Source organism: Bradyrhizobium sp. 1(2017), assembly GCF_011602485.2.
In the GTDB taxonomy this organism is placed as follows: Bacteria; Pseudomonadota; Alphaproteobacteria; order Rhizobiales; family Xanthobacteraceae; genus Bradyrhizobium.
Genome location: NZ_CP050022.2, coordinates 2,518,216 through 2,543,013, shown reverse-complemented (window position 1 = coordinate 2,543,013; position 24,798 = coordinate 2,518,216). Strand labels below are relative to the sequence as shown.

Here is a 24,798-nt window from a genome sequence, read left to right as displayed (position 1 = left end):
AAGCCGTCGTTGACGACTGCGCAGGGAGACCACCGCTTCAATTCCGAAATTTGATATAGCAAGCGTCCCGCTAACTGCGGTCGGGAGAAGGATTTTCCAAAAGCAGACATGGCGCGAACGGCAGCTGACCTCCGTCAATGACCGCTCTGGGTCAAATTCGGCCCTGCCATCGCCCGAATTGGACGCAAGTACGTCGCCACTCGTCTCGAAGTGGACGCCGGATTGGAAGGGCTTCCGGCTGAAAATGACCAGCCTCACTAGCTGAGGAGGTCAAGATGACCGTTACTCCAAGCACCGTCCCCGCCGTCTCGAAGCACGTTCCTTGGAACAAGGGGAAGATCGTCGGCGCAAAGCCGCCGCTCCGTCCGAAGCACGTCTGGTCAATTCGAACCAAGCTGCAGGTCGAAGGCCGAATGCGCGACCTGGCACTGTTCAACGTCGCCATCGATAGCAAGCTGCGCGGTTGCGACGTCGTAGCCTTGAAAGTTGATGACCTTGCGCCGGGTGGATATTCGGCCGACCGCGCGACCGTCCGACAGAAGAAGACCGGCCGGCCAGTCAAATTTGAACTGACGGAATCGACCCGGCAGGCGATCGACGATTACCTTCGGGTTACAGGCAAGACGTCAGGAGAATACCTGTTCACCGGTCGGCGGGTGAGTAGACATATGACGACCCGCCAGTATGCCCGCCTCCTGTCTCGCTGGCTCGCCGGCATCGGATTGGACCCGCATCTATTCGGGACGCATTCCCTTCGCCGGACCAAGGCGACCTTAATCTATCGCCGAGCCGGCAACCTGCGAGCCGTACAGCTCCTTCTGGGACATACTAAGATCGAGAGCACCGTTCGATATCTCGGCATCGAGGTCGACGACGCCCTCGCGATAGCAGAACAAGTCGACGTCTGACTTCGGGGGCAGAGCAGACGTGCTCTGCGCTGCCCTCACAGAGGGATCCGGGCCAAGAGGCGACATTCAATATTGAAGAAGCGCAGACTGAAGTTGCCTGTTGTTGCCGTTGCTGATCTCTGAGGGATTGGCCGATTGCTTGTTCAGCTGCGCGGATGGCCTCCCCTCGGCTAAAGGCAGCACCGGTTCTGCGTGTCCGGCCGTCTCACTCAGTTTCCGACGCCCAGGGCAGCGTCTCAGCCGGTGATCTGCTTGAACAACCTGAGACCAAGCAGGTTCAACAATACCTCAGGACACTGCGTGCGACCAATTTGAAGCAGGAGGGGGAAGGTGTCTTTGCGGGTCAAAAGCCGCTGACGGCCGCCGCTGATCTTGATGGATTGGAACGCGCACAGCGCACAAGAGGTTAGATAGATTGCGCACGATCGCGGCGGCGCTGACGCTGGATTGGAGGCAGCATGAAAATCGTGGACGAAGACGGCGAAGTCATCGCCATAGCATCGGATGATCATACTCTAATCGGCGGCCACCACCGCCTCGCCGTGGCGGCCAGCCTCGGCAAAAAACTGTTCTGGCGAGATACCGGCGAACCAGTGAAGCTTGATCACTTCTTCAAGCATTACGGGCGTTCTCTTCGACATTCAGCCTGATCCGCCCGACGCGCGATGTTCGGTACATCGCAACTACACCAATTAAGGCGGCTAAGCCGGCCACCGGTTCAGCCCACTGACTCTTATCGAGAACTGCAAGGATAGACAAACGCATCCCGCGCCTCCCCGAATAGTGCGAACCACTGACCGTCGCCTTGGCGTGTACTCATCTGTGGACGCCCCGCCAGATGCAAGCGGTTTTTGAAGAAGATTGGCACGTAGTCGGATGCTGCCATCTGTCCGGCCTCTGATGCAGCGATGGAGCTGCGGGCCCGTATGGGAGTTCGCGGACCGGAACCAAATCATAAATGCGTGCTCTGGGCACGATGAGTACATCTGGTTCTTCCGGCCCCGTCTCGCCGACTGTTGCGCCATACTCTCCTTCGACCGACTGCACCTGCGACGACCTCAGGCCCGCCAGGCTCACGCCATGGCCGCGACCGGAGCTCTGTAGTTTTCCTGCTTTACAAGCAGCGCCCAGACGATCCGCGCCATCTTGTTCGCGAGCGCCACGGTTACCAGCATGCGCGGTTTGCGTGCCAGCATCTGCTCGAGCCACGAACCTCTTGGCGCGCCCCGTTTGCTCGCCTGCTGCACGACGGCGCTGCTGCCGATGATGAGGAGGCGCCTGAGCGTGCGTTCGCCCATTTTGGACGTCGCGCCAAGCTTCTGTTTGCCACCCGTCGATCGTTGAAGAGGCGTAAGCCCCAGCCAGGCGGCAAAGTCGCGGCCCTTGGCGAAGGTCTCGATCGGCGGCGCTAGGGCGGCGATCGCTGTGGCGGAGATCGGGCCGATGCCAGGAACGGTCATCAGCCTGCGCGATACTTCGTCCTCGCGAGCACGTCGCGCGATTTCCTGGTCGAGGTCCGCGACCTTGCCATTGAGGTCGGTCAGCAGGTCCAACATCAATCGGAACATGGCGTGGGCCGCTTTGGGGAGCGAGCTGGCCATCTCTTCTTCCTCGATCAGGTCGGTAAGCATCGTCACGTGCGACGGCCCCTTAGGTGCGACCCATCCATATTCAGTGAGGTGTCCCCGGATCGCGTTGATGAGCTGCGTTCGCTGCCGCACTAACAGGTCACGGGTCCGAAACACCAGACCCGCCGCCTGTTGCTGTTCGCTCTTCACGGCCACGAACCGCATGCTCGGCCGCTGCGCTGCTTCGCAGATCGCCTCGGCATCGATCGCGTCATTCTTTTGCCGCTTCACAAACGGCTTTACGTAGGCGGGAGGGATCAGCCGAACTTCATGGCCAAGCTGGGTCAGTTGACGGGCCCAGTGATGCGCTCCGCCACATGCCTCCAGAGCTACCGTGCAACTCGGCTGAGCTGCGAAGAAATCCAGCAGCTTTCCTCGGCTGATCCGTTTGCTGAATATTGCTCGCCCTTTCCCGTCTGCTCCATGAGCGTGGAAAACATGCTTGGCGATATCCAGACCGATTATGATAACCTCTGACACGGACGCCTCCCTTAAGTGGTGCTCAACACCTCCACTTTGGCACATCGATGCCGTCGGGCGGGGCGTCCACCCCATCATAAATCAACAAGTGGGCCAGCGCCTAATGTCCGCTTGTGCCTCGGTAGCGGCCTAAAAGCTGCCATGCCGGGAGGTCCATTACGGGCCATGAGCGGACCTAAGCCCGCTGCTTTTGCACAAGGTCCGTCACGGTGCAATTGCTTCGTTAGATGACTGGTTTCGCCTCCGGGAATTTCCATTTTCCGTTCAAGATCTCCACGCGCGGGCGATAGAGGCGAACCGTGTAATTCCACCCCGCCATGATCGGCAGGCAATTCGGTACTTTGCCGTCGCAGCCGCCGAACTGCACCGTGATCGATCCGTCCGCATTCTTCCTGGCGGTGAGATTGTTGATGGAGTAGGCGTTGGTGTCGTTCTTCTGGAAATAGCCCTCGCCGTTGTAGAGGCTGATCGACCAGAAGCCGTCAACCGGGACGTCCTTCACATCGAGCTTGTAGATTGCCTTGCCGTCATTGCTCGCCGGCGTGACGTTGAGGTAGGTCGCCTCCTTGTCGGGATTGCCGCCCCAGCCGAGCGCCGTACCGATCAAGTGGCGAATCGGATCGACCTGCCCCATGGCGCCGAACGCCCCCTTGAAGTCAGGCATGGTCGAGCCGAGGACCAGCAGGGCGTCGCGCACCTTCTTCTGGCTCGCGTCATCCCATTTCGGCACTTCCCACTTGCCGGCATTCTTCTGGCTCAGCCTGGTGGCATCCTGAAGGGCATGAACCGCCGCAACGTCCTTGGCATCGTTGGGGTCGACCAGCGTGCGCAGCGCGATCAGGATATAGCGTGTGCCAGCTTTTTTCCTGTCATAGGTGTAGTTGCCCGGCCGGTACTCGACATTGCCGACCACATAGTGATCTTCGTTGATCACCTGCATCGAGCGGAACCGCTTGCCGGCATCCGGCAGCCTGATCGTCACCGGTCCTGCATCAAGGTCGATCACCGCCGGCGAATAGAGCGTGTCCCTGTTGGCGCGAATGACAGACTGCCTGTCGATCGGCATCGCCTCGCGATGGTGGTGCAGCTTACCGACACCGCTGGCCTCCTCGACGGCGTTGCCCAGATAAAGATCGGATTCCGCACGCGTGAAATTGTCCACGGTAACCGGGACAGCACTTTGCGCATAGGCAGACGCTGCCATGCAGATCAATGCAAGCGCAGCAAGAGCCTTCTTCATCATCGCCGTTCTCCAATCCTTCTATGCTTGTGATCGCGCGGCTATCCACATGTTGAGCGCACGTTGGTATGACCGCCGCCATGCCCCAGATGACGGTTTCGACGGCGCGGCCCTGCGTGAGCCGAGGGAAAGCGTATGCAACATTTTGCACAGGACCAAGTGGTCTAACTTCCGCTTTGGGCCACAAGCCGACCTCGATGTACCCTTCAATGAAGCTCAACGATGTCACAGACGTCCGCAAGGAAGTGCTTTTCCAGAAATCTTTCTACGTGCACTCGGCAGCGGCGGAGCTGTTGAGCGTGAATATCGTGCACTACCAAGGTATTGGTGGCCTGGTCAGCCTCGTCCATCGGCAGACTGCCGAGGTCATTCAAGTGCAGACTCAGGTCTTCAGCAAAGTTTCTGATTTTGTGAACGTCCCGCACGCGGAATTTCAGTTCGAGGGATTTCATGATGAGTTCCGAGATGTCCTGCTTATCGGGCCGGGATAACTCGCTTTAGACAAACGTTTGCATAGGGGTTTGGCGAGCAATCCCAATCGGGACCAAACGATGATGAGTTCTCCAGTTTGAAAGGCGGTGGATGTAGGACGTAAAACGCCAATAACGCGGCGACGAATGCGAGGACCGCCACAATTGCAGCCAACTCCGCGAACCTAAAGGGCGGTTTGGATGAGGGCTTCCAGCCAAGTCTCGGTGTGGGTCTCTTCATCGAGCGCACGCTAATACCGCGTGACCGGAACGCTGTCAGCTAATGCACGAGATATCTGTTAACAAACAAAGGTTGCGTACTCGAGCTTTTTATCAACTCTGGTTCCGCTCTGGGTCAAAAGCGGCTCAGCACGTCCCATCGCGCCAGGTCCGGTCTCCCTCAAAGAGCCGACGTGGCGACGGCGCGTTCGTTGTTCGGCTCTGGGCCAGAAGCGGAAGTTGCGCAATCGGGACTTGAGGTGGGGAGATCCAATGGGCGACCGGACAGATTGAAACTCTGGCTCGCGCTTGCCGTCGCGCCTTGACTACGCGCGCCACTTAAAAGGTGACTGCTGTCATGAGCCATACAGGCTTCACGGGAGCCTTCCAGTTTGCCCTGCAAGAGTTGCTACCAACTGCATCACCTCATCGGAGGTCTCTCTCACGCCCTGGAGCTTCCCGCTCGCAAAACCGAGTTCGGCATTTGCGCCGGGAATCTGGCTGTCCGACCTGACAGCAGTCACTTGTGATACGTTGATGTAGATGGATTTGCCATTAGGTTCAGTCAATTTGATCCAGGTCAGCTCACCACGGTGTGACGCCCTTACCAATCGTATGATTTCCTCGATATTTTCTTGCACGGCCTGAACTCTCCCGCTCGTCAGACCAAGTTCAACGCTGGCGCCCGCAATGTGCGCGTCGGGTTTGACGAAAGTAAGCAGCGCGATGTTGATGTAGACCGGTTTCCCCCTTGGTTCGGTCAACTTAATTGCACCCAGCCGAGCGAGCGCTGGGTCTTGCGCGCGAGCAGCAAGTGGCCACATGGCCGCAATGCCGAGAGCCGTGATGAACGCGCGCCGTCGAATCATGTCGGACGTCTCCTCTCATAATTCCGCAGCCCACCGACAGGACCGCGCGGGCCAGTCTTGGGATGAGTTGTTGTCCCCGTCGGTGAGGCGCTGGGTCCGCTCGCGCTGTGTGGCGCGTTGTGGGCCGGCACCCCAGTAAACGCGGGAATGCAGGATGGCGCCTATGTAGCGCCGCATAACCGCAACGCGCGCCCGTTGATCTAGGTCAATAGCGGACCGTTTCACAGGGTTGACGCTCAGAGACTATCCCAGAGAGCAGTCGCTTTCTCGATGGGGCTGATTGTGCGTCGGCCTTGAGAAAGCAAAGCCAGAGATCCAACATGAAGGTGACCGGACTACTCGTACTCTGGTGTTGATTGCTTGCTACAGCCGGCGAAGTGATCGCTGCGTCCTGCTCGTCCTATTACATTTCCGAAATAGCTCTCGTATCGCCGGGTGACACGCAGGCCGGGCCTGTACACACCTTTGTCGGATTTGGAGCTTCCAAGGAAGAAGCCGAGAATATGCCTACCGTGAGCCCGCGCGAGAATGTCCGCTTTGGGTCCAGAAGCTGACCTGGTCGAGAGTGCCTCCAGAACTTCTGCTCGGGGCCCAGAACCCGACATCCTAGTTGGTGCGGTGCCTCCGGTTCAGCTTTCGCTGTGTCACCTTTTAGCTTCCGCGAAAGCGAGCAGAATGTTAGGGTTCCCTCCAATCACCGTGAGCTTAGTGCGAGGGTGACCGATGGCGCATCTGCGCGCAATTTCTCGTCGTCGATTTGTCCAAGCGACTGCCGCGAGTTCGCTGGCGGGGATGGGGCTTGGTCGCCCGACCCGCGCTCAATCGACAAAGCCGAACATCGTCTTCATCATGGCGGATGACCTCGGCTACGCTGATGTGAGTTGCTACGGTCAGCGCGATTATACGACGCCAAACATAGACCGGCTGGCAATCGAGGGCTTGAGATTCACGCAGGGTTACTCCAATTCCCCCGACTGCTCAGCGACGCGCACCGCGCTGATCACTGGACGCTACCAGGCTCGTCTACCAGTCGGGCTCGAAGAACCAATTAGTCCGTTAAGTCCCAAGGACGTCGGCTTGCCGCCGAGCCACCCCACCGTGCCGTCACTGCTGAAGAAGGCCGGCTATGGCACCACCCTGGTCGGCAAATGGCATCTCGGCTACCTGCCCGATTTCAGTCCATTGAAGAGCGGCTACGACCACTTCTTCGGAGTCATCGGCTGCTGCGCCGACTATTTCAATCATGGTGCGGACGCGCGGGCTTACCAGCTTCCGATACCTGGACTCGCGAGCCAACTGCACGAGCAAGAGGTACCGGTCGAGCGCCAGGGCTATATGACGAGCCTGCTCGGCGATCGGGCAGTGCAGACTGTTGAAGGCTACGCCAAGTCGAAGGAGCCGTTTCTACTGAGCCTGCATTTCACAGCACCGCATTGGCCATGGGAAGGCCCAGGCGACGAAGCCGAATCGCAGCGGATCCGAAGCATCATCCACCGGGACGGGGGCACGCAGAAGACCTACGCCGCCATGGTGCAGAGCCTGGATGTCAATATCGGCCGAGTACTGCAAGCGCTCGACACCAGCGGTCTCGCCAGCAACACCATCGTCGTCTTCACCAGCGACAATGGCGGCGAACGATTCTCGAACAACTGGCCGTTCTCCGGCATGAAGCAGGAGCTGCTCGAAGGGGGCATTCGCATTCCCGCGATTGTGCGCTGGCCCGGACGGATCGCGCCTGGAACTGTGTCTGAGCAGGTCATGATGACGATGGACTGGATGCCGACCTTGCTGGCTGCCGCCGGCACCTCGCCGGAGGCGACTTATCCGTCCGATGGTGAGGACCTGGGGTCGATCATGACCGGCCGCGCGGCGCCGCATCCGCGCACGCTTTATTGGCGCTACAAGGCCGGAGCGCAGCGCGCTATGCGCGACGGCAACTGGAAATACCTGCGGATCGCCGGGAACGAATTTCTCTTCGACGTTGTTCAAGACCCGCGCGAGCGCGCCAATCTCAAGGACCGGGAGAAAGACGTATTCGATCGGCTGAAGAGGGATTGGGAGACGTGGAACGGCACCATGCTGGAGGAACGGTCGCGGCCGGCGACTTACTTCCATCCCGGCAATGTTATGGCCGACCATTACGGCGTGGTGAACCCGCCGCCCCCGGCCCCACCGAGCAGTCTCCCCAAGAATTGACAATCTGGAATGCCTGGGATGCGGCCGCCGTCGTCCATCGCGGCGCTCCTTGAAGCCGCCGACATCAGCTCTGAGCGCAACAATCCCTGCCAAGGGCCAGGATCTGAAGTCAATCGACGTGTGTATTCAAGCCCGGCGTGTCACTTCCTAACGTTCGGCCTGGTCCTCCCAGTCCTCCCACTCGACGTCATTGATTTCCAAGTAAGTGGAAACGGCTGCGCCAATGGTTGGAAAAAAATATTGCTCGCCAAGCTGCGATAAAAGCCCAAATCTCTTCAGCTTGTCCTTTACTGGATCTTTCAGCTCGGCAAAGCAGAACTCGATACCCTGCGCGTGCAACGCCTCGTCCAATTCGGCGACTGCATCGCCGGCGGAGACGTCCACGCTGGTGACAGGCTCCGCCGCGACGACCAGCCATCGTACGGGGGTCGGCGATTTCGCCACGGCATCCAGTACGCGCTCTTTGAAAAACTCGGCGTTGGCGAAGAACAGAGGCGCATCCCACCGAAACAGGACCAGCCCGGGGATTTGGCGTGCATCCGGATATCTTGTGATGTCGTGATAACCTTTCACGCCGTGGGCGCGACCCAACACGGCGGAGTGTGGGCGCCAACCGTCCCACAAGAACTCGGCGATAGCGATTACGATTGCCAGACCAATTCCTGGGATCACTCCGAGCACCGCCACGCCGACAAAGCAGACCATCGACAGCCAGAACTCCCACTGCTGAATCCGATAGATTCGCTTGAGGTCGGTGACCTCAAACAAGCCGATCGCAGAGGCGATGACGACGGCCGCCAACGCGGCAGTGGGCAAATGCTGAAGGAGGTTTGGGGCCGCCAACAGAAGGATGGCGATAGCAAGCGCGCCGACGACGCTGGTTAGTTGCGTGCGGGCGCCGGCGGCTTCCGCAACGGGAGTACGCGATGAGCTGCTGCTGATCGGGAACCCTTGAAAAAAGCCGGTTGCCAGATTGGCGGCGCCAAGCCCCACCATTTCCTGGTTGGGATCGGCATGCGTTCCCAATCGCGCGGCATAGGCACGCGAAAGCACGCTGGTGTCAGCGAATGATACCAGCGCGATTGCGCAGCCGCCGACCAGTACCGGGACGATATCGCCGTAGGTGATCCAGGGGATCGCGAACCCCGGCAGGCCCTGCGGAAGAGAACCCAGAACCGCCACGCCGTAACGGGTCCCAAGTTCAAGCAGGCCGACGATGCCGGTCGCCCCAACGACCGCAATCAGAATACCTGGCAGCCGCTTGTTGTTCTGGAGCAGCAGGATGACCATCAGCGTGCCGAGCCCAATCCCGAATGCGACCCAGTTTATCCTTCCGTCAAGGATTGCACCGGCGATCGCCCAAAGGCTCCGCAAAGGTCCTTCGCCCTCGATCGAGAAGCCGAAGAGCTTTGGCAGTTGGCTGATCAGTACGGTCAATGCAATTCCGTTCATATAGCCGTACCGTATCGGCTTGGAGAGAAGCTCGGTCACAAAACCCAAGCGCGCGATGCCGGCTAGAATACACACCGTCCCTGAAACGATCGCCATCATGGCAGCGAGCGTTACGGCGCGAAGAGGATCGCAACCGGACAACGGAAGCACAACGCCGAGAATGACAGCTGCCAGTGCCGAGTCCGGCCCCAGAACGAGGATGCGGCTGGGGCCGAACAACGCATAGACCAGCAGCGGCACGATCGTTGCGTACAGACCGTGGATGCCAGGCAAGCCCGATGCTACCGCGTACGCAATTCCAACCGGGACCAGCATCGTCGCCAGGACGAGTCCAGCGAAGATATCGCGCGGAAGCCACGCCGCCTCATATCGACGGACCGTTTCGATTGCCGGCAGCCAGTGGATCCAATGCTTCATTGGCGGTCGCTTCCAGACCCGGCCGGGCTCGTTGGCCACGCTCACGCATTGGCCTCAGTCTAGGCTGTTGCGTCCCTCGGCAAGTGGAAAAATGTCACATGGTAGCGATCAGTCGCACCGCGGCGAGACGGCGCGATGGGCCAGAAGCGCCAGTCGTCAACACGGGGGTCCGATGCAACGCATCCGCCTTCAACTGAGGCGGTCGTCTCCCTCTTCCGCGCGTTACCATTGTGGCCGACGCAGGGGCCTGAAGTCGGGCAGGCATGCTATCGCTCGTTCCAGCTCTCTTGCGATTGCATTGTAGCGCGTAAGCGCCCGCGCATAGACGTCGCGCTTGAGCTGGCTGCTTGCTGCCTGTTGAAGGCGCTCGCACTCAGCCATTTGCACGCGGAGCAATTCCAGATGGGCCAGCATCTCTTTCATGGACAGCTAATCTATCCCACATCGGCTTCGGTTCAATGGCGAACTTGGACAAGCGCCAGGGCTCTCTACACCACCGTCTTATGCCGTGCGATGCAGGTGCGGAGCACCTCGTCCATCGACTTGCCCCACCAATCGTTGGAGAAGATCTCGATCTCGGAGTAGCCGGCAAAGCCCTGCGCTTCGACCGCCTGACGCACCGATTTGATGTCGATGACGCCGTCGCCCATCATGCCGCGGTCGTTGAGGATGTCTTTGGTCGGCACCAGCCAGTCGCAGACATGGAACGCGAGCAGGCGATCCTTGCCGGCGCGCGCGATCTGGCCCGTCAGCTCGGGGTCCCACCAGATGTGATAGACGTCGAGGGCGACGCCGAGCATGCCGGTGCGATCAGGGTCGAGCCGGTCGCAGATGTCGAGCGCCTGCTTCGTGGTGTTCACGCAGGCGCGGTCCGCCGCATAGGCCGGATGCAGGGGCTCGATCGCCAGCGGCAGGTTTGCCTGTCTGGCATAGTCGAGCATGTCGGCGAGAGCGTCCTCGACCTGCCCACGCGCCGCCGCGATGTCCTTTGAGACCTCGCTGCCCGGCCGCGAATATTGCGGCAGGCCGCCGACGACGAGGACGATGCAGGGCGCGCCCAGCGCCTTGGCTTCATCGACGCAGCGCCTGTTGTCGTCGCGCACCTCGCCCCGGCGCGAAGCGTCCGTGGTGAACATGCCGCCGCGGCAATAGCCCGACAGATCGAGGCCGGCATCGCGTACCGCACGCGCGGCGCGCTCGAGACCGACGGACGCGACCTGATCGCGCCAGGGATCGATGGCGCGAATGCCGTGCTTCGCGCAGGCATCGATGATCGCGACGAGGTCACCCTGCTTGCGGACGGTCGCCGTGTTCAGCGACAGCCAGCGGTGGTCGGAGGAGAAATCACGCATCAGGATTCAAGTCCATGCGAGGCCAGCACGGTCTTCATCCGTTGCGTCGCCAGCTCCGGATTGGCAAGCAGGCCGGCCTGATCGGCCAGCCGGAACAGCTCGGCCAGATGCAGCATCGAGCGCGCGCTCTCTTGTCCCCCGACCATGGTGAAATGATCCTGGTGACCGTTGAGATAGGCCATGAACACGACGCCGGTCTTGTAGAAGCGGGTCGGCGCCTTGAAGATGTGACGCGACAGCGGCACGGTCGGCCCCAGCACGTCGTGGAAGCCGGCTTCATCCCCGGCTGCCAGCCGCGACAGCGCGTAGGACGCCGCCGGCGCGATGGCATCGAAGATGCCCAGCAGCGCATGCGAAAAGCCCTGCTCGTCGCCGGCGATCAGCTCCGCATAATTGAAGTCGTCGCCGGTATACATCTTGATGCGCTTGTCGAGGCGCCGGCGCATGTCGATCTCGCGCTGCTTGTCCAGCAGCGAGACCTTGACGCCGTCGACCTTGCCGGCGTTGCCGTTGATGATGGCGACGGCCGTGTCCATCGCCTTGTCGAGATCCCCGGTGCCCCAATATCCCGTCAGCGCGGGATCGAACATGTCGCCGAGCCAGTGAATGATTACGGGCTCACGGACCTGCGACAGCACACGGTTATAGACCTTGGCGTAATCGTCCGCATTGCGGCCGAGCTTGGCCAGCGCGCGCGATGCCATCAGGATGATGCGGCCGCCGACCTTTTCGACCGCCGAGATTTGCTCCTCGTAGGCGCGGATCACGTCGTCGAGGTTTCTGGCATCCTCGACCGCGAGATGGTCAGTACCCGCGCCGGAGAACACCAGCGCGTTGCGGCGCTTGGCGGCGCCGACCGAACGCGTGATCAGCTCCAGCGAGGTCGGCCAGTCCAGCCCCATGCCACGCTGCGCGGTGTCCATGGCTTCGGCAACGCCGAGGCCGAGATCCCAGACATGCTCACGGAAGGCGATGGTCTTGTCCCAGTCGACCGCGACCGAAAGCCAGGGATCGTTGTCGGCAAAGGGATCGGCGACCGTGTGCACGGCCGAGAAGGCGATGCGGTTCAGCGGTCCCTCGAGCTTTGCGGGAAACGTGCGCGAGGCCGCCAGCCGGTAGGTCTCGATCGAGCGGTCGGCCTTCGGCAGTTTGAGCGACAACGACGACATGGGTTGGACGGGCTTGTTCATGATTTCAGACCTTTCCCCGTCATTGCGAGCGAAGCGAAGCAATCCAGAGTGCCTTCGCGGCAACGGTCTGGATTGCTTCGTCGCTTCGCTCCTCGCAATGACGGTTCAACATTGAGAATATCCAATAGACCTCACGCCTTGATCGGGGCGACGTCGATCCAGCGGCGCTCCTTCCAGCTCTTCAGCGCGCATTCGGCGAGCTGCACGCCCTTGGCGCCTTCGAGCAGCGTGAACTTGTAGGGCGCATCCTCGTAGACGTGGCGGATGAACATCTCCCACTGCTCCTTGAAGCCGTTGTCGTAGGTGACGTTGTCGGGCAGCTTCTGCCAGTCGCCGTAGAAATCGTGCAGCCGCTTCTCGTCGGGATTCCAGACCGGCCTCGGGGTAGCCTGCCGCGCCTGGATCATGCAGTCGGTGAGGCCCGCGACCGCCGAGCCGTGGGTGCCGTCGACCTGGAAGGTCACGAGGTCGTCGCGATAGACGCGCGTCACCCAGGACATGTTGATGTGCGCGATGACGCCGCCCTCGAGCTGGAAGGTCGCATAGGCGGAATCATCCGCGGTCGCCTTGTACTTCTTGCCCTGCTCGTCGAAGCGCTCGGGAATGTCGGTGTTGCCGATGCAGACCACGCTCTGGACGTTGCCGAAGAGGTTGTCGAGCACGTAGCGCCAGTGGCAGACCATGTCGAGGATGATGCCGCCGCCGTCCTCGTCGCGGTAGTTCCAGGACGGCCGCTGCGCCTCCTGCCAGCCGCCTTCGAACACCCAATAGCCGAACTCGCCCCGCACCGAGAGAATGCGGCCGAAGAAACCGGAATCGCGCAGGAACGCGATCTTCTTCAGGCCGGGCAGGAACAGCTTGTCCTGCACCGTGCCGTGCTTGACGCCCTTGGCATTCGCAAGCTTCACGACCTCGACGGCCTCCTCGAAGTTCGTCGCAATCGGCTTCTCGCAATAGACATGCTTGCCGGCGTTGATGGCCTGCGTGAGCAGACCGGGGCGCGCCTGCGTGGTCGCGGCATCGAAGAACATGGTATCGTTCTTGTCGGCGAGCGCGGCGTCGAGGTCGGTGGTCCAGCGCGTGATGTTGTAGCGCTTGGCGAGCGCCTCGACCTTGTCGGCGCTGCGGCCGACCAGGATCGGGTCCGGCATCACGCGATCGCCGTTCTTCAGGCGGACGCCGCCCTGGTCGCGGATTGCGACGATCGAGCGTATCAGGTGCTGGTTGAGCCCCATGCGGCCGGTGACGCCGTTCATGATGAGGCCGAGGCGCTGCGTGGTCATGCTGATTGCTCCTGAAGTGATGTTGGCTGTTCGAGCGGGCGGAGTGCCGACCAGTCCGGATGGACCGACGTCGCAAAGCCCGCAGCGTGAAGCGATCCCGTCAGGAGATCGCCGTTGTGAATGGAAAGCCGGATGCCCTGCCCGGCATCGGCGTAGAGATCGGGATGCGCGGCCGCGAAGGCCTGCGCTTCGGCCGCCGGCGTCCCGCCAAAACCGTCGACATAGTGATGGCCGTTGCGCTCGGCATGGGTGACGCCGATGAAGGCGCCGAGCGCGAGGTCCTGCTGCACGGCGAGGCCGGCCTGGCAAGTGAGGTCTTCGCCGGTCACGACAAACCTCTCGCCGCCCGCGCTCCATTTCGCCGCCCGCGTCGCATTGACGATGGACTTGTAGAGACCCTTGCAGGATTTCGAGGAAATGCCGCAATAGCCCAGCGCCCGCGCTGCCGGGAACGCATCATAGGAATCGTCGGCCTCGTCGATGATGAAGCCGTGCGCGGCCAGTGCGCCGAGCGGCGATTGCCGCGTGATGTCGCGCGGCATCGGCTGCTCGACATAGAGCAGGCGCGTCGCGATCGGGCGCAGCGCGGCGTCACGATCGAGCCGGTCCATCAGTGACTGCAGCGCGGCGAGGTCGGCATATTGCTCATTGGCGTCGAGCGTCACCTTGTGGTCGTGTCCGAGCGTAGCGAGCTCCTTGCCGATGCGGGCGAGTCGCGCCCCATCGGCTGCGGGATCGCCCGACAGCTTGAGCTTGAAGTAGCGCGCACCAGCGTTTTCGCGCGGATCGGCAACGCCGCCCTCGCCTTCGACGACATCATCAAGGCCGACGGTGTGCCTGATGGCAACACGCTCGAGCGGCACCCGGCCGGAAAGAAACGTCCTGATGTCCCTCTCGCTCAGGTCAGGTGAGAGCCGCGCATCGATGCCGGCGATGTTTGCGGCCATCCCGTCGAAGAAGCTGGTCCCGGCGGCGCGCAACAGAGCATCGAGGATCGCCTTGTCGATCTCGGCCGGGCCGTAAGCCGCTGCGAGCGGCGGAATGTTCTTCTTCGCGCAGGTCGCGACCTGGGCTCCGATGCACGAGGCATGCAGATCGAACGCAGTCTGATATCCGGTGCGTGCCAGATAGAGCCCGCGCGCAATCTCGAGCGACCGCCGCAAGCCATCCACCGTCTGCGCCGGCGACAGCTCCGGCCGCTTGTCGAACCATTTCGGCACCAGCAGCTCGGCAGCGGCGCCGATCGCGCTTCCCCTGCCCTCGACGTCGATCTCGGCGCGCACGAACAGCTGCGGCGTCGCGTCGATCGTGATCGCGCCAAAGCGGAACGGCCGCGCGAACTGCACGGGACGTTCGAAGAAGGCGATGTCTCGCAGCTTCAGGCGCGGCGCCATGGCTTTAGTCCAGAGAACCTTGCGAGAAGAAATGCTTTCGGATGCGCTGCACCAGCTCGGTGAAGACCGGATCGGCCATCACGTCGAGCGAACGCGGGCGCGGCAGCGGCACGTCGTAGATCGCCGCGATCGCACCGGGGCGCTCGGTCATGACCAGAACGCGGTCGGCCAGGAACACCGCCTCCGGAATCGAATGCGTGATCAAGAGCACCGTCTTCCGGGTCTCGCGCTGGATCCGCATCAGCTCGACATTCATGCGCTCCCGCGTCAGCGCATCGAGCGCGCCGAACGGCTCGTCCATCAGCATGATCTTGGGATCGTGCACCAGCGCGCGGCATATCGAGGCGCGCTGCTGCATGCCGCCGGAGAGCTGCCACGGCAGCTTTTTCTCGAAGCCTTCGAGCCCGACCAGCTTCAAGAGCTCCTTGGCGCGGGCGAGATATTTGTCCCGCGGCAGCCGCTTCATGTCGATCGGCAACATCACGTTGTTGAGGATGTTGCGCCAGGGCAGCAGAAGAGCGTTCTGGAACACGATGCCGACATTGCCGTGCGGCGTCGTCACCTTCTCGCCCTCGACCAGGATCTCGCCCGTGGTCGGCGGCAGCAGGCCCGAGATCAGCTTGAGCAAGGTGGACTTGCCGCAGCCGCTCGGGCCGACCACGACGAAGAACTCGCCGTCATTGATGTGGAAGTCGAGCGGACGCAGCGACGGCACGTCGCCGTCCCGCGTCCGGTAGGTCTTGGACACGCCCGACAGCTTGATGCCCGACGCATCGCCGGCAGCCCGGTCGCTCACCAGTCTCAGATGTGCGGCCGGCTGCGCGGTTTCGCTCATGATCGTCGCAGGTTTCACGAGCCACTCTTCGGCAGATAGTCGTTGGTGTAGAAGGCCTTCGGGTTCTCCTTGGCCTTGGCATCGAGACCGCCATATTCGACCATCAGATTGACCGAATCCGTCATGTTCTGATCGGTGACCTGGAACGGCCGCTTGCTCTTGGTCTCCGCGGTCCGGTAGAGCGGAATGGTCAGCTCGAAGCCCTGCGTCAGCGTGTCGATCTTGCCGCCCTTGGGATTGGCGTCGAGGATCGCCTGCGCCGCGGCCTTCGGCTCCTTCTCGGCAGCTTCGACCGCCTTGGTCGTCGCCGACATGAAACGACGGACGAGATCGGCATTGGCCTTCACATAGTCGGCGTTGGCGATGACGCCCGAGGACACCATGTTGATGCCGTAGTCGGCGAACTTGATCGGGTAGACGTCCTTGCCGGTGGCGTCCTTGATCTTCATCGACTGGTCCATGACGTAGCCGAGCAGGAGATCGGCCTGGCCGTTGATGACGGCGTTGAGCTTGGTCTGGCCGTCGCCGGCAACGGTCTTGAAGTCGCTTTCCTTGAGGCCGGTCTTCTTCAGGAACAGCGGCCAGATCTGGGTCATGGAGTCGGCCGGCGTGATCGCCACCGTCTTGCCCTTGATGTCCTCGGGCTTCTTGATGTTCTTGTCGGCGAAGCCCATGGCGGACATCGGTGAGGTCTGGAGCAGCACGCCGGTGGCGACCACGGGCGCACCCTTGATCGCGGCACGCATCATGGTGGGGACGTCGACATAGCCGAAGTCCGCGGTCTTGGCGGCGACGGCCTGCGTGGTCGCGGCCGAGCCGCGGCCTTCCTGGATCTCGAGGTCGATGCCCTCGGACGCGTAGATGCCCTTGGCCTTGCCGTAGTAGAACGGCGCGTGCTCGCCATAGACGTACCAGTTCAGCATCAGCACGACCTTGTCAGCCGCCTGCGCCGGCATGGCCGCGAAGGTCATCAGCACCGCCGAGACAGCCCCTATCCACCGCTTCATCGTCACTCTCCCTTTGCCGTTGTTGCTCTTGTGTTGTTGCTTGGGCCGTTGGCGGCCGCTCGTTGCTTCACTTCAAAATCGAAACTCAAGAGGCGAAAATCACGTCCTCGCGCTGGCTGACATGCCAGGGAATGACCAGCTTCTCGATCCGGTCGACGACCCAGAACAGCACCACGCCGAGCAGCGCGAGGATCACCAGCGCCGCGAACATCGTCGGCAGGTCGAAGGTGCCGATCGAGCGCTGCATCACGTAGCCGATGCCGGAATTGGAGCCGACGAACTCGCCGACGACGGCGCCGACCACGGCGAGCGTCACCGAGACTTTCAGGCCCGAGAAGATCGCCGGCAGCGCATGCGGCAGGTTCACCGCGCGAAACACCTGGAAGCGGCTGCCCTGCATGGCGCGGGCGAGATCGACCATGTCGGGGTCGACCGATTTGAAGCCCTGCACGGCGGAGACCACCACGGGGAAGAAGCCGAGCAGGAAGGCCGAGATCACCTTGGGAATGATGCCGAAGCCGAACCAGACCACGAACAACGGCGCGATCGCGATCTTGGGCACGGATTGGGAGAACACCAGCAGCGGATAGACGTAGCTTTCCACCGTCTTCGAGCCCGCGATCAGCATCGCCACGGGAATGCCGAACAGCGCCGACAGCAGGAAGCCACAAACGGTCGCGTAGGTCGTCGGCCAGGACTGGCGCAGCAGTTCCGGCCATTCGGTGCGCAGCACGGCGACGACGTCGAGCGGCGCCGGGATCTGATAGGCGGGGATATTGAACAGCCGGATCGCGAGATCCCAGGCCACGACGATGAAGACGAGAAACAAGAACGGCCGAATCCAGGCCGCATTCAGCATCTTGGACACCGCACTCTGCGGCTTCAACTCAGCCACGTCTCACTCCCGGCATTCTTCTTCGTTCGGAGGAGAAATTAACCCGTTGGATAAATACTGTCCAGACCTTTCCCTGTGACGTTTTGCGGCGGCGGTTCCCAACCGGTGTCGTCCTGGCGAAGCCAGGACCCGTCACCCCAAGGAGGAATTTGGTGAAGGCTGGTCGTTCGGGATTGGGGACCACGTCCGATCGATAAATCACGCGGTATGGGTCCTGGCTTCGCCAGGACGACGATGCGGAGAGATATCGCCTCAAGCGAGGCGACGCAGCCGCGTCTTACACCGTCTGCACGACACCCGCGCGCGACTTCGGCGCGTTCGCGATCTCGAACAGCGCCACGGACTGCCCGGTCAGCGCGGCCAGCACGAGGCCGATCATGTGCGCGAGCCGCTCGTCCTTGGCCTTCTTGTCCAGCAGATCGCGGCCGAAGATCACGCTGAGCGTCGCCGAGTTCGAGAGGTAGAAGAAGCTCAGCGCCGCGATCGAGATGTAGAGCTGCACCGGATCGACCGCGACCTGGAAGTCGCCGCTGTCGACGCCGCGGCGCACCACCGTGCGGATCATCTCGACGAAGGGCGAGTGCATCGACTTGACCTTGGTCGACTTCTTCAGGTGCTTTGCGCGCGCGAGGTTTTCGGTCTGGAGCAGCGACAGGAATTCGGGATTGCGCAGGAAGTAGTTCCAGGTGAACTCGATCAGGCGCCTGATCGCCTCGGGCGGATCGAGATGTTCGAGATCGAGCCCCCGCTCCTCGCTGCGGATCTTGTCATAGGCGCCTTCGAGCACCGCGAGATAAAGCTCGTCCTTGTTGCCGACGTGATAGTAGAGCATGCGCTTGTTGGCGCCGGCCTTCGCCGCGATCCGGTCGACCCGCGCGCCCGCCAGGCCATGGGCGGAAAACTCCTGCTTGGCGGCTTCGAGAATGCGCAGCCGCATCCCCTCGGGGTCGCGCTGCCATTTCAGAGTTCGCTTTGCTGTCGCTGTCGCCAAACCGGGTGCTCGCTGGATGCTCTCGGGTCAGCGTGTAACATGCGGGCGAGCGTTTGAGAATGTCTCGTGCCCCGGACGCAGCGCAGCGCTACTTCAGCGGTGCGCTGCAGAGCCGGGGCCCATGTCTCCAAACGGAAGTTTACCGCCTTCTGGATCCCGGCTCTGCGGAGCGTCACTGCGTGCCGCACCGCGTCCGGGACACGAGAATACGTTGGACGGCGCCTCAATCCGCCGGCTTCGGCGAAGGCTCCAGCAGCACGGTCTGGATGCCGCAGGTGCCGCTGCGCACCGTCATGATGCGCGTGCCCGGCTTGCGGCCGTTGCGGACCTCGGAGACGTCGACCCCGCCGGCGATCAGGCGGGCACGGGCGGCGTCGATGTCGGCGACGCGCCAGCTCAGGCCCCAGAGGCGATCATGCGCGACATCGCCGCCCGCCACGGGGCGGCGCACCACCTCGACGATGAGATCGCCGCAGCGGAAGAACATCAGCTGGCCCCAATCCTGGTGGGAGCGATCGAGCGCCAGATCGAGCCCGAGCCGCGCGCCGTAGAGCGCGGCGGCGCGCTCGGAATCCTCGGTCGTGACCACGACGTGGTCGAGCGCGTCGACCGGCGCGATGACGGTCGCGACCGATTTGGGACGCGCGTCGGCGAGTTCGAGGAAGAACATGCGCACGCCGCGCGTGAGCTCCGTCGCGGCGCGCGTGCGCTTCCAGTGCAGCACGGCGTCGGTAACGGCATCGCTGCTTTCGACCTCGGCGATCGGGTCCGGCCTCAAGGCCACCCGCTCCAGCCGGCGATGCATCTTGCTGACGTCTGCGACACGAAAGCACAGGCTGGCGAGAACGCCGTCATGGTCGTCCAGCAGCGCGCGCATGCGGGCGGCCGTGACGCTGAAGCCGCTCGGCGCCATCAATTCGATCGTCATGTTGTCGAGCGTGAACAGCACCCGGTCGGCGCCCTCGCCGGAGTTCTGCCAGGCCGGCGCACGCCCCAGAAGCGTCTGATAGGCCGCCTTGGCCGCACCGATATCCCGAACCAGCGCGACGACGTGATCGAGGCCGGTGATCATCTTCCCCCCTTTGATCGGCCATTGATTGACTTGGGAACGATTGACTTGGGAACCCTTGGGCCGAAAGACGGCGTTTGTCCGGGCTTGGCATTGGCCTGTCATGGTCGTATTCCGGCAATATGCTGACCTCAAGCGCTTCGGGGCGGTTTTTGCGAATAATTTCAGCGTCCCTCCGGAGCGGAACCGGTGTTAGAGTAATCCCGCCCGCCGGGACCACAAGCGCATCACGGACAAGCAATGCAGGCTCTCTTCATCGGACAGACCTATATCGACGTCGTCTTCATCACCGACCACATGCCGACCGGCGACGAGAAGCACGTGGCCTCGGACTACGCCGTGTCCTTCGGCGGCAACGCGGTGACGGCGGCGTTCTGCTGCGCCAAGCTCGGCATCGTGCCCGACCTGATCGCGACGGCAGCCAATGACTGGCTGGGGCGCATGTTCCAGGACATGTGCGCGAAATACGCGATCTCGCTGCACGGGCGGAAGGTGAACCAGTCCTCGCTCTCCTTCATCATGCCCAAGGACGGCAAGCGCGCCATCGTCCGCTGCCGCGACGACGAGCACATCCACCCCTTCCCGATGCTCAATCTCGGCGGCTGCCGCGCGCTGCATGTCGACGGCCACCAGCCGGATGCCGCGATCCACTACGCCAAGGTGTGCCGCGAGGCCGGCATCCTGACCTCGCTCGACGGCGGCGGCCTGCGCACCAACACGCATGAGCTCCTGGAATTCATCGACGTTGCGATCGTCGCCGAGCGGCTGTGCGAGCAGATGGATCTGACGCCGGAGAAGATGCTCGACTATCTCAAGGGCCGCGGCTGCAAGATCGGCGGCGTCACCATGGGCGAGAAGGGCCTGCTCTGGTACGACGAAACCGGGACGGTGCAGGTGATGCCGGCGATGCCGATCCCGCGCGAGCGCGTGATCGACACCAATGGCGCCGGCGACGTCTTCCACGGCGCCTATGTCTATTCCTACCTCGCCCATCCCGGCAAAAGCTGGCGTGAGCATTTCGATTTTGCCCGCGCCGCCTCGACCTTCAAGATCCAGCGCCTCGGCAACGAGGCCGGCCTGCCGACGCTCGTCGACATTGCCAAGGTCAGGCACGAGTTCGAGGTCAGGGTCTAGCGTTCGGCAGGGTCTGTCATGGGGCGCGTCTTCGTTGCCGGCAGCATCAACATGGATGTGGTGGCGACGGCCGATCGCCATCCGCGCGTCGGCGAGACCGTGGCGGGCACGCAGGTGCTGTATTTCCCGGGCGGCAAGGGCGCCAACCAGGCCGTCGCCGCGGCGCGGCTCGGTGCTGCGACCACGCTGATCGGGCGGCTGGGCAGGGATTCGTTCGGGCCGAGCTGAGGACGTTCCTGGGCGATCAGGGCATCGATCTCGGCTATGTCGAGGAGACGGCGGAGGCGCACACCGGCACTGCCATCATCACGGTCGCCGAGGCCGACAACACCATCGTCGTCATTCCCGGTGCCAACGCGCGGGTCACCGCGGATGATGCCGGCGGCGTGCCGCTCGTAAGGGGCGACGTCGCCGTCAGCCAGTTCGAGATTCCGCTGCCGACCATTGCCGCCTTCTTTCAGCGCGCGCGTGCGGCCGGAGCGACGACGCTGCTCAACCCCGCGCCGGCGCAGAACATGTCCGGCGAATTGCTCGCGCTGGTCGACATCCTCGTGCTGAACGAGACCGAGCTCGGCTTTCTCGCCGGCACCGAGGTCTCCGACCGCGACGAAGGCGCGCGGATCATCGACGTCGCGCGAAAGCTCCAGGCGCGTCAGGACCAGACCATCTGCGTCACGCTCGGCAAGCGCGGCGTGCTGGCGCTGGCTGGGCGCGAGGAGATTGCGGTGCAGGGGCGTGCGGTGAAGGCGGTCGACACCACCGGCGCCGGCGATTGCTTCGTCGGCGCGCTCGCAGCCCAATTGGCCGGGGGCGCGGCCTTGCGCGCCGCCCTCACCTTCGCCAACGCCGCCGCCTCCATCAGCGTGCAGCGCATGGGCGCGGGGCCGTCGATGCCGACGGCTGCGGAAGTGACGGCCGTCCTCAAGAGCGGCTGATCACGCCAGCGCACTCTTCAGGTCGAAGCTTTCGTCAGCGGCCTGCTCGGCCGTGATCGAACGGTCCATCGCCTGCAGGCGGCGGCCGAACATGTGGTCGCCGGCGCGGTTGATCGACTCGATGCCGAGCAGTTTGTCGCCCTTGTAGCAGAACACCGAGAATGCCCTCTTGGCGGGATCGCCGCGCATCACGACGCGGTCATAGCCCGTGGTGAGGCCTGCGATCTGCAGCTTGTCCTCGCCCTGGTCGCTCCAGAACCAGGGATGGCTGTCGTAGGGCTTCCTGTCGCCGGTCAGCCGCGCCGCGAGGCAGCGGGCGTGATCGGTGGCGTTCTGCACCGATTCCAGCCGCTGCGAGCCGCCGAAGCGCGGGCTTGCGAACAGCGCGCAATCCCCGATCGCGGAGATGTCGGGATCGGTGGTGGACAGAAATTCGTCGACGATGATGCCGGCGGCGACCGGCAGGCCGGCGTCCGCGGCAAGCTCGCTGTTCGGCAGCACGCCGACGCCGACCACGACGAGGTCGGCGGGCAGATGCCGTCCGTCGCTGAGACTGACACCCGTGACCTTGCCGCCCTCGGCCTCGATCGAGGTGGCCTGCACCCCGAGATGGATGCGGATGCCGGCCTCGCGATGGCGTTCTTGAAAATACTCCGAGACCTCAGCAGTCACCGCACGCGCCATCACGCGCGGGGCGAGCTCGAGCACGTCGACCTCGAGGCCCTTGATCCGCGCGGTCGAGGCGAATTCGAGGCCGATGAAGCCGGCGCCGATGATCACCGCACGTTTTTTCCCGGGCATGATCCGTCGCAGCGCCTCGCTGTCGTCGAGGATGCGCAAATATTTCACGTCGGGCAGGTTGGCGTTGGGCAGATCGAGCAGGCGGTTGCGCGCGCCCGTCGCCAGCACGAGGTGGCCGTAAGGCAGCGTCTCGCCGGATGCGAGCAGGACTTTGCGTCCCGCGCGGTCGATCGAGACGGCGCGGCCGGCGATCAGCTCAATGGTCTGGTCGTGGTAGAACTTCTCGGGGCGGAACATCAGGCTCTCCGGCCCGGCCGAACCCTTGATGTAGGCCTTCGACAGCGGCGGCCGTTGATAGGGCAGATGCGCCTCGTCATTGATCAGACAGATGCGCTCGGAAAAACCCGCCTGGCGCAGGGATGCCGCAACCTGGTAGCCGCCATGGCCGGCACCGACAATGATCACCGGACCGCCAGTCATTGGAGCAGCCCACTTTCGGAGACACGAGCGTGACCCATGTCGTCTCCTCTCTCGCTGATTTTGGTTTGCTGGCCTTTGGAGGAGCCGGCGCTCGTGTCCGTTCCTTGGCGAAGGCGGACCCATTTGAGCCTATCGTTCGGCCCAGCGCAAGGGCGGCCGGGGATTGTCACCCCTCGCCTTCTGCGATTTAGTTGCAGCAGCAAACCTCTTGCCGGGGATTTTCGAAATGCCAGCTCCCGTATCCCAGCCCGACGATCCCGCCCTGCTGCGGATCGACGGCCCGATTGCAACCATCACGCTCAACCGCCCTGCCGCGTTCAACTCGATCAACCTCGCGATCGCGCAGAAGCTCGAACAGCTCGCGGCCTATCTCGAAGGTGCGGACGACATCAAGGTCGTGGTGCTCGAAGGCGAAGGCCGCGCCTTCTCGGCCGGCGGCGATCTTCAGACGATCGGGGCCGCTGCCGAGGCGGGCACGGTGACGCCCGTGGTCGGCGAACTGCTGAAGCACTATCACGCCTTCATCGAGATCATCCGCCACATGCCGAAGATCTCGCTGTCGAGCGTGCATGGCTCCGCCGCCGGCGCCGGCATGGGGCTCGCCTTCGTCACCGACCTCTGCATTGCCGCCGACGATGCCAAGTTCACGCCGGCCTATGCCAAGATCGGGGTGTCGCCTGACGGCGGCTCCACGGTCGGCATCGTCGGCACGGTCGGCTCGCGCCGGGCGCTGCAGATCTTTCTCGCCGAGGACAATTTTACCGCGCAGCAGGCCTACGAATGGGGCCTGGTCGCCAGGACCGTTCCCGCCGCTGAGCTGAAGGCAGCGACGCGACAACTCGCGGAGCGCCTCGCGCAAAATCCCCCGGCGGCGATCGCCGGCACCAAGTCGCTGGTCTACCAGGCCGCCACCACGCCGGTGAAGCAGCAGCTCGATGCCGAGGAGCACAAGATCATCATGGCGATGAACACGGAGGCGTTCCGCGCCGCCGTTAAGAAATTCACGAGCAAGTCGAAGTGACGAGGCCCACGCGCACGTTCTACGGCCTTCGTCACGGCGCAACCGACTGGAATCGCCAGGGGCTGTTCCAGGGCCGCACGGACAACCCGCTGAACGAGGACGGCCTGCGGCAGGCGCACGATGCCGCAAGCACGCTGCGCGGCGTCGGCATCAGCCGCATCGTCGCAAGCCCATTGGTGCGCGCGCTGAAGACGGCCGAGATCATCGCGGAGGCAATCTCAGTGCCGCTGACGATCGATGCCGGCATCATCGAGTTCGATTTCGGCAGTTTTGAAGGCCTCCCCGTCCGCGACCTCATGATCAGGCACGACGTCAAATCAGCGACGGGCCTCGTGTCGATCCTGCCGACCGACGGCGAGAACTGGGACGCCATGACCGAGCGGGCGCTGGCTTCCGTCTCCACGTGGCTCGACCGTCATCCTGACGACGACATCCTGTTCGTCTGCCACGACGCGGTGATGCAGGCCATGGCGAACGCGCTGTGCGGCAGCTATTTCAAGAACAGCCATGGCACGCCGTTCCGCTACGTCTGCAAAGACGCGCAGTGGCACGTCGAGCAACTCGTCACTTAAGACCACTTGGGACAGATACA

At 62.9% G+C, this 24,798-nt stretch carries 21 protein-coding genes and 1 pseudogene; 8 read left to right on the top strand and 14 right to left on the bottom strand.

What is annotated here, in order from left to right; all coding sequences use genetic code 11:
* The first annotated feature begins 275 nt into the window (after positions 1-275).
* Positions 276-908, top strand: coding sequence for a tyrosine-type recombinase/integrase (locus HAP40_RS12130; protein ID WP_166817586.1), 633 nt, complete (start codon positions 276-278; stop codon positions 906-908).
* A gap of 458 nt (positions 909-1,366) precedes the next feature.
* The gene (locus HAP40_RS12125) at positions 1,367-1,558 is read left to right on the top strand and encodes a hypothetical protein (protein ID WP_166817587.1); all 192 of its coding nucleotides are present in this window, start codon (positions 1,367-1,369) and stop codon (positions 1,556-1,558) included.
* Positions 1,559-1,981: 423 nt separating this feature from the next.
* Here the strand turns inward: HAP40_RS12125 and HAP40_RS12120 are convergent, their stop codons facing one another.
* Both HAP40_RS12120 and HAP40_RS12115 read right to left on the bottom strand, forming a co-directional pair.
* Positions 1,982-3,016 carry an IS110 family transposase gene (locus HAP40_RS12120; protein WP_166812039.1) on the bottom strand — a complete coding sequence of 345 codons (1,035 nt, stop codon included), beginning with the start codon at positions 3,014-3,016 and terminating at the stop codon, positions 1,982-1,984.
* A 223-nt stretch (positions 3,017-3,239) separates the two neighbouring features.
* Positions 3,240-4,256 carry a DUF1254 domain-containing protein gene (locus tag HAP40_RS12115; RefSeq protein ID WP_166819533.1) on the bottom strand — a complete coding sequence of 339 codons (1,017 nt, stop codon included), beginning with the start codon at positions 4,254-4,256 and terminating at the stop codon, positions 3,240-3,242.
* A 209-nt stretch (positions 4,257-4,465) separates the two neighbouring features.
* Between HAP40_RS12115 and HAP40_RS12110 the strand changes: the two genes are divergently transcribed.
* Positions 4,466-4,747: a hypothetical protein gene (locus HAP40_RS12110; protein ID WP_166817588.1), complete on the top strand. Its 282-nt coding sequence runs from the start codon at positions 4,466-4,468 to the stop codon at positions 4,745-4,747.
* A 572-nt stretch (positions 4,748-5,319) separates the two neighbouring features.
* Here HAP40_RS12110 and HAP40_RS12105 read toward each other — a convergent pair.
* On the bottom strand, positions 5,320-5,814 hold the full coding sequence (locus HAP40_RS12105) for a flagellar FlbD family protein (RefSeq protein WP_166817589.1): 495 nt from the start codon (positions 5,812-5,814) through the stop codon (positions 5,320-5,322).
* A gap of 723 nt (positions 5,815-6,537) precedes the next feature.
* Between HAP40_RS12105 and HAP40_RS12100 the strand changes: the two genes are divergently transcribed.
* Positions 6,538-8,010 (top strand): sulfatase family protein, encoded by a 1,473-nt coding sequence (locus tag HAP40_RS12100; protein ID WP_166817590.1) that lies wholly within the window; start codon positions 6,538-6,540, stop codon positions 8,008-8,010.
* Between the two features lie 147 nt (positions 8,011-8,157).
* Here HAP40_RS12100 and HAP40_RS12095 read toward each other — a convergent pair whose 3' ends face one another.
* The 10 genes from HAP40_RS12095 to HAP40_RS12050 all read right to left on the bottom strand — a co-directional run bounded on the left by HAP40_RS12095 (position 8,158) and on the right by HAP40_RS12050 (position 19,898).
* Positions 8,158-9,879 (bottom strand): SulP family inorganic anion transporter, encoded by a 1,722-nt coding sequence (locus HAP40_RS12095; protein WP_166817591.1) that lies wholly within the window; start codon positions 9,877-9,879, stop codon positions 8,158-8,160.
* A 488-nt stretch (positions 9,880-10,367) separates the two neighbouring features.
* On the bottom strand, positions 10,368-11,231 hold the full coding sequence (locus HAP40_RS12090) for a sugar phosphate isomerase/epimerase family protein (RefSeq protein ID WP_166817592.1): 864 nt from the start codon (positions 11,229-11,231) through the stop codon (positions 10,368-10,370).
* Entirely contained in the window at positions 11,231-12,421 is a 1,191-nt protein-coding gene (locus HAP40_RS12085) for a dihydrodipicolinate synthase family protein (protein ID WP_166817593.1), read from the bottom strand. The genes HAP40_RS12090 and HAP40_RS12085 overlap by 1 nt, the downstream gene beginning before the upstream one ends.
* A 131-nt stretch (positions 12,422-12,552) precedes the next feature.
* Positions 12,553-13,704: a Gfo/Idh/MocA family protein gene (locus tag HAP40_RS12080; RefSeq protein ID WP_166817594.1), complete on the bottom strand. Its 1,152-nt coding sequence runs from the start codon at positions 13,702-13,704 to the stop codon at positions 12,553-12,555.
* Positions 13,701-15,098 (bottom strand): hypothetical protein, encoded by a 1,398-nt coding sequence (locus HAP40_RS12075; RefSeq protein WP_166817595.1) that lies wholly within the window; start codon positions 15,096-15,098, stop codon positions 13,701-13,703. The genes HAP40_RS12080 and HAP40_RS12075 overlap by 4 nt, the downstream gene beginning before the upstream one ends.
* Before the next feature lie 4 nt (positions 15,099-15,102).
* Entirely contained in the window at positions 15,103-15,933 is an 831-nt protein-coding gene (locus tag HAP40_RS12070; RefSeq protein ID WP_166819534.1) for an ABC transporter ATP-binding protein, read from the bottom strand.
* 14 nt (positions 15,934-15,947) lie between these two features.
* Complete coding sequence (locus tag HAP40_RS12065; RefSeq protein WP_166817596.1) at positions 15,948-16,940, bottom strand: ABC transporter substrate-binding protein; 993 nt, start codon at positions 16,938-16,940, stop codon at positions 15,948-15,950.
* 85 nt (positions 16,941-17,025) lie between these two features.
* The gene (locus HAP40_RS12060) at positions 17,026-17,835 is read right to left on the bottom strand and encodes an ABC transporter permease (RefSeq protein WP_166817597.1); all 810 of its coding nucleotides are present in this window, start codon (positions 17,833-17,835) and stop codon (positions 17,026-17,028) included.
* Positions 17,836-18,112: 277 nt separating this feature from the next.
* The gene (locus HAP40_RS12055; RefSeq protein ID WP_166819535.1) at positions 18,113-18,772 is read right to left on the bottom strand and encodes a TetR/AcrR family transcriptional regulator; all 660 of its coding nucleotides are present in this window, start codon (positions 18,770-18,772) and stop codon (positions 18,113-18,115) included.
* 277 nt (positions 18,773-19,049) lie between these two features.
* A complete protein-coding gene (locus HAP40_RS12050) occupies positions 19,050-19,898 on the bottom strand; it encodes a VOC family protein (RefSeq protein WP_166817598.1) in 849 nt (282 codons plus the stop codon).
* A gap of 237 nt (positions 19,899-20,135) precedes the next feature.
* Here HAP40_RS12050 and HAP40_RS12045 point away from each other — a divergent pair, with 237 nt between their 5' ends.
* Positions 20,136-21,029, top strand: coding sequence for a sugar kinase (locus tag HAP40_RS12045; protein WP_157329743.1), 894 nt, complete (start codon positions 20,136-20,138; stop codon positions 21,027-21,029).
* An 18-nt stretch (positions 21,030-21,047) separates the two neighbouring features.
* Positions 21,048-21,964, top strand: a pseudogene (gene rbsK / locus HAP40_RS12040) (ribokinase).
* Here rbsK and HAP40_RS12035 read toward each other — a convergent pair.
* Entirely contained in the window at positions 21,965-23,185 is a 1,221-nt protein-coding gene (locus tag HAP40_RS12035) for an NAD(P)/FAD-dependent oxidoreductase (RefSeq protein WP_166817599.1), read from the bottom strand.
* A gap of 226 nt (positions 23,186-23,411) precedes the next feature.
* Here HAP40_RS12035 and HAP40_RS12030 point away from each other — a divergent pair, with 226 nt between their 5' ends.
* Together HAP40_RS12030 and HAP40_RS12025 are read left to right on the top strand one after the other, a co-directional pair.
* Positions 23,412-24,206, top strand: coding sequence for an enoyl-CoA hydratase/isomerase family protein (locus tag HAP40_RS12030; RefSeq protein ID WP_166817600.1), 795 nt, complete (start codon positions 23,412-23,414; stop codon positions 24,204-24,206).
* Positions 24,203-24,778 carry a histidine phosphatase family protein gene (locus HAP40_RS12025; protein ID WP_166817601.1) on the top strand — a complete coding sequence of 192 codons (576 nt, stop codon included), beginning with the start codon at positions 24,203-24,205 and terminating at the stop codon, positions 24,776-24,778. The genes HAP40_RS12030 and HAP40_RS12025 overlap by 4 nt, the downstream gene beginning before the upstream one ends.
* Positions 24,779-24,798 lie beyond the last annotated feature (20 nt).

Excerpts from the sequence above, each read along its gene's own strand:
- HAP40_RS12105 (WP_166817589.1), bottom strand. The coding sequence starts at position 5,814 with ATGATTCGACGGCGCGCGTTCATCACGGCTCTCGGCATTGCGGCCATG.
- HAP40_RS12090 (WP_166817592.1), bottom strand. The coding sequence starts at position 11,231 with ATGCGTGATTTCTCCTCCGACCACCGCTGGCTGTCGCTGAACACGGCG.
- HAP40_RS12095 (WP_166817591.1), bottom strand. The coding sequence starts at position 9,879 with ATGAAGCATTGGATCCACTGGCTGCCGGCAATCGAAACGGTCCGTCGA.
- HAP40_RS12050 (WP_166817598.1), bottom strand. The coding sequence starts at position 19,898 with ATGATCACCGGCCTCGATCACGTCGTCGCGCTGGTTCGGGATATCGGT.
- HAP40_RS12045 (WP_157329743.1), top strand. The coding sequence starts at position 20,136 with ATGCAGGCTCTCTTCATCGGACAGACCTATATCGACGTCGTCTTCATC.
- HAP40_RS12065 (WP_166817596.1), bottom strand. The coding sequence starts at position 16,940 with ATGAAGCGGTGGATAGGGGCTGTCTCGGCGGTGCTGATGACCTTCGCG.
- HAP40_RS12085 (WP_166817593.1), bottom strand. The coding sequence starts at position 12,421 with ATGAACAAGCCCGTCCAACCCATGTCGTCGTTGTCGCTCAAACTGCCG.
- HAP40_RS12080 (WP_166817594.1), bottom strand. The coding sequence starts at position 13,704 with ATGACCACGCAGCGCCTCGGCCTCATCATGAACGGCGTCACCGGCCGC.
- HAP40_RS12100 (WP_166817590.1), top strand. The coding sequence starts at position 6,538 with ATGGCGCATCTGCGCGCAATTTCTCGTCGTCGATTTGTCCAAGCGACT.
- HAP40_RS12070 (WP_166819534.1), bottom strand. The coding sequence starts at position 15,933 with ATGAGCGAAACCGCGCAGCCGGCCGCACATCTGAGACTGGTGAGCGAC.
- HAP40_RS12110 (WP_166817588.1), top strand. The coding sequence starts at position 4,466 with ATGAAGCTCAACGATGTCACAGACGTCCGCAAGGAAGTGCTTTTCCAG.
- HAP40_RS12115 (WP_166819533.1), bottom strand. The coding sequence starts at position 4,256 with ATGAAGAAGGCTCTTGCTGCGCTTGCATTGATCTGCATGGCAGCGTCT.
- HAP40_RS12030 (WP_166817600.1), top strand. The coding sequence starts at position 23,412 with ATGCCAGCTCCCGTATCCCAGCCCGACGATCCCGCCCTGCTGCGGATC.
- HAP40_RS12075 (WP_166817595.1), bottom strand. The coding sequence starts at position 15,098 with ATGGCGCCGCGCCTGAAGCTGCGAGACATCGCCTTCTTCGAACGTCCC.
- HAP40_RS12035 (WP_166817599.1), bottom strand. The coding sequence starts at position 23,185 with ATGACTGGCGGTCCGGTGATCATTGTCGGTGCCGGCCATGGCGGCTAC.
- HAP40_RS12125 (WP_166817587.1), top strand. The coding sequence starts at position 1,367 with ATGAAAATCGTGGACGAAGACGGCGAAGTCATCGCCATAGCATCGGAT.
- HAP40_RS12055 (WP_166819535.1), bottom strand. The coding sequence starts at position 18,772 with ATGCGGCTGCGCATTCTCGAAGCCGCCAAGCAGGAGTTTTCCGCCCAT.
- HAP40_RS12130 (WP_166817586.1), top strand. The coding sequence starts at position 276 with ATGACCGTTACTCCAAGCACCGTCCCCGCCGTCTCGAAGCACGTTCCT.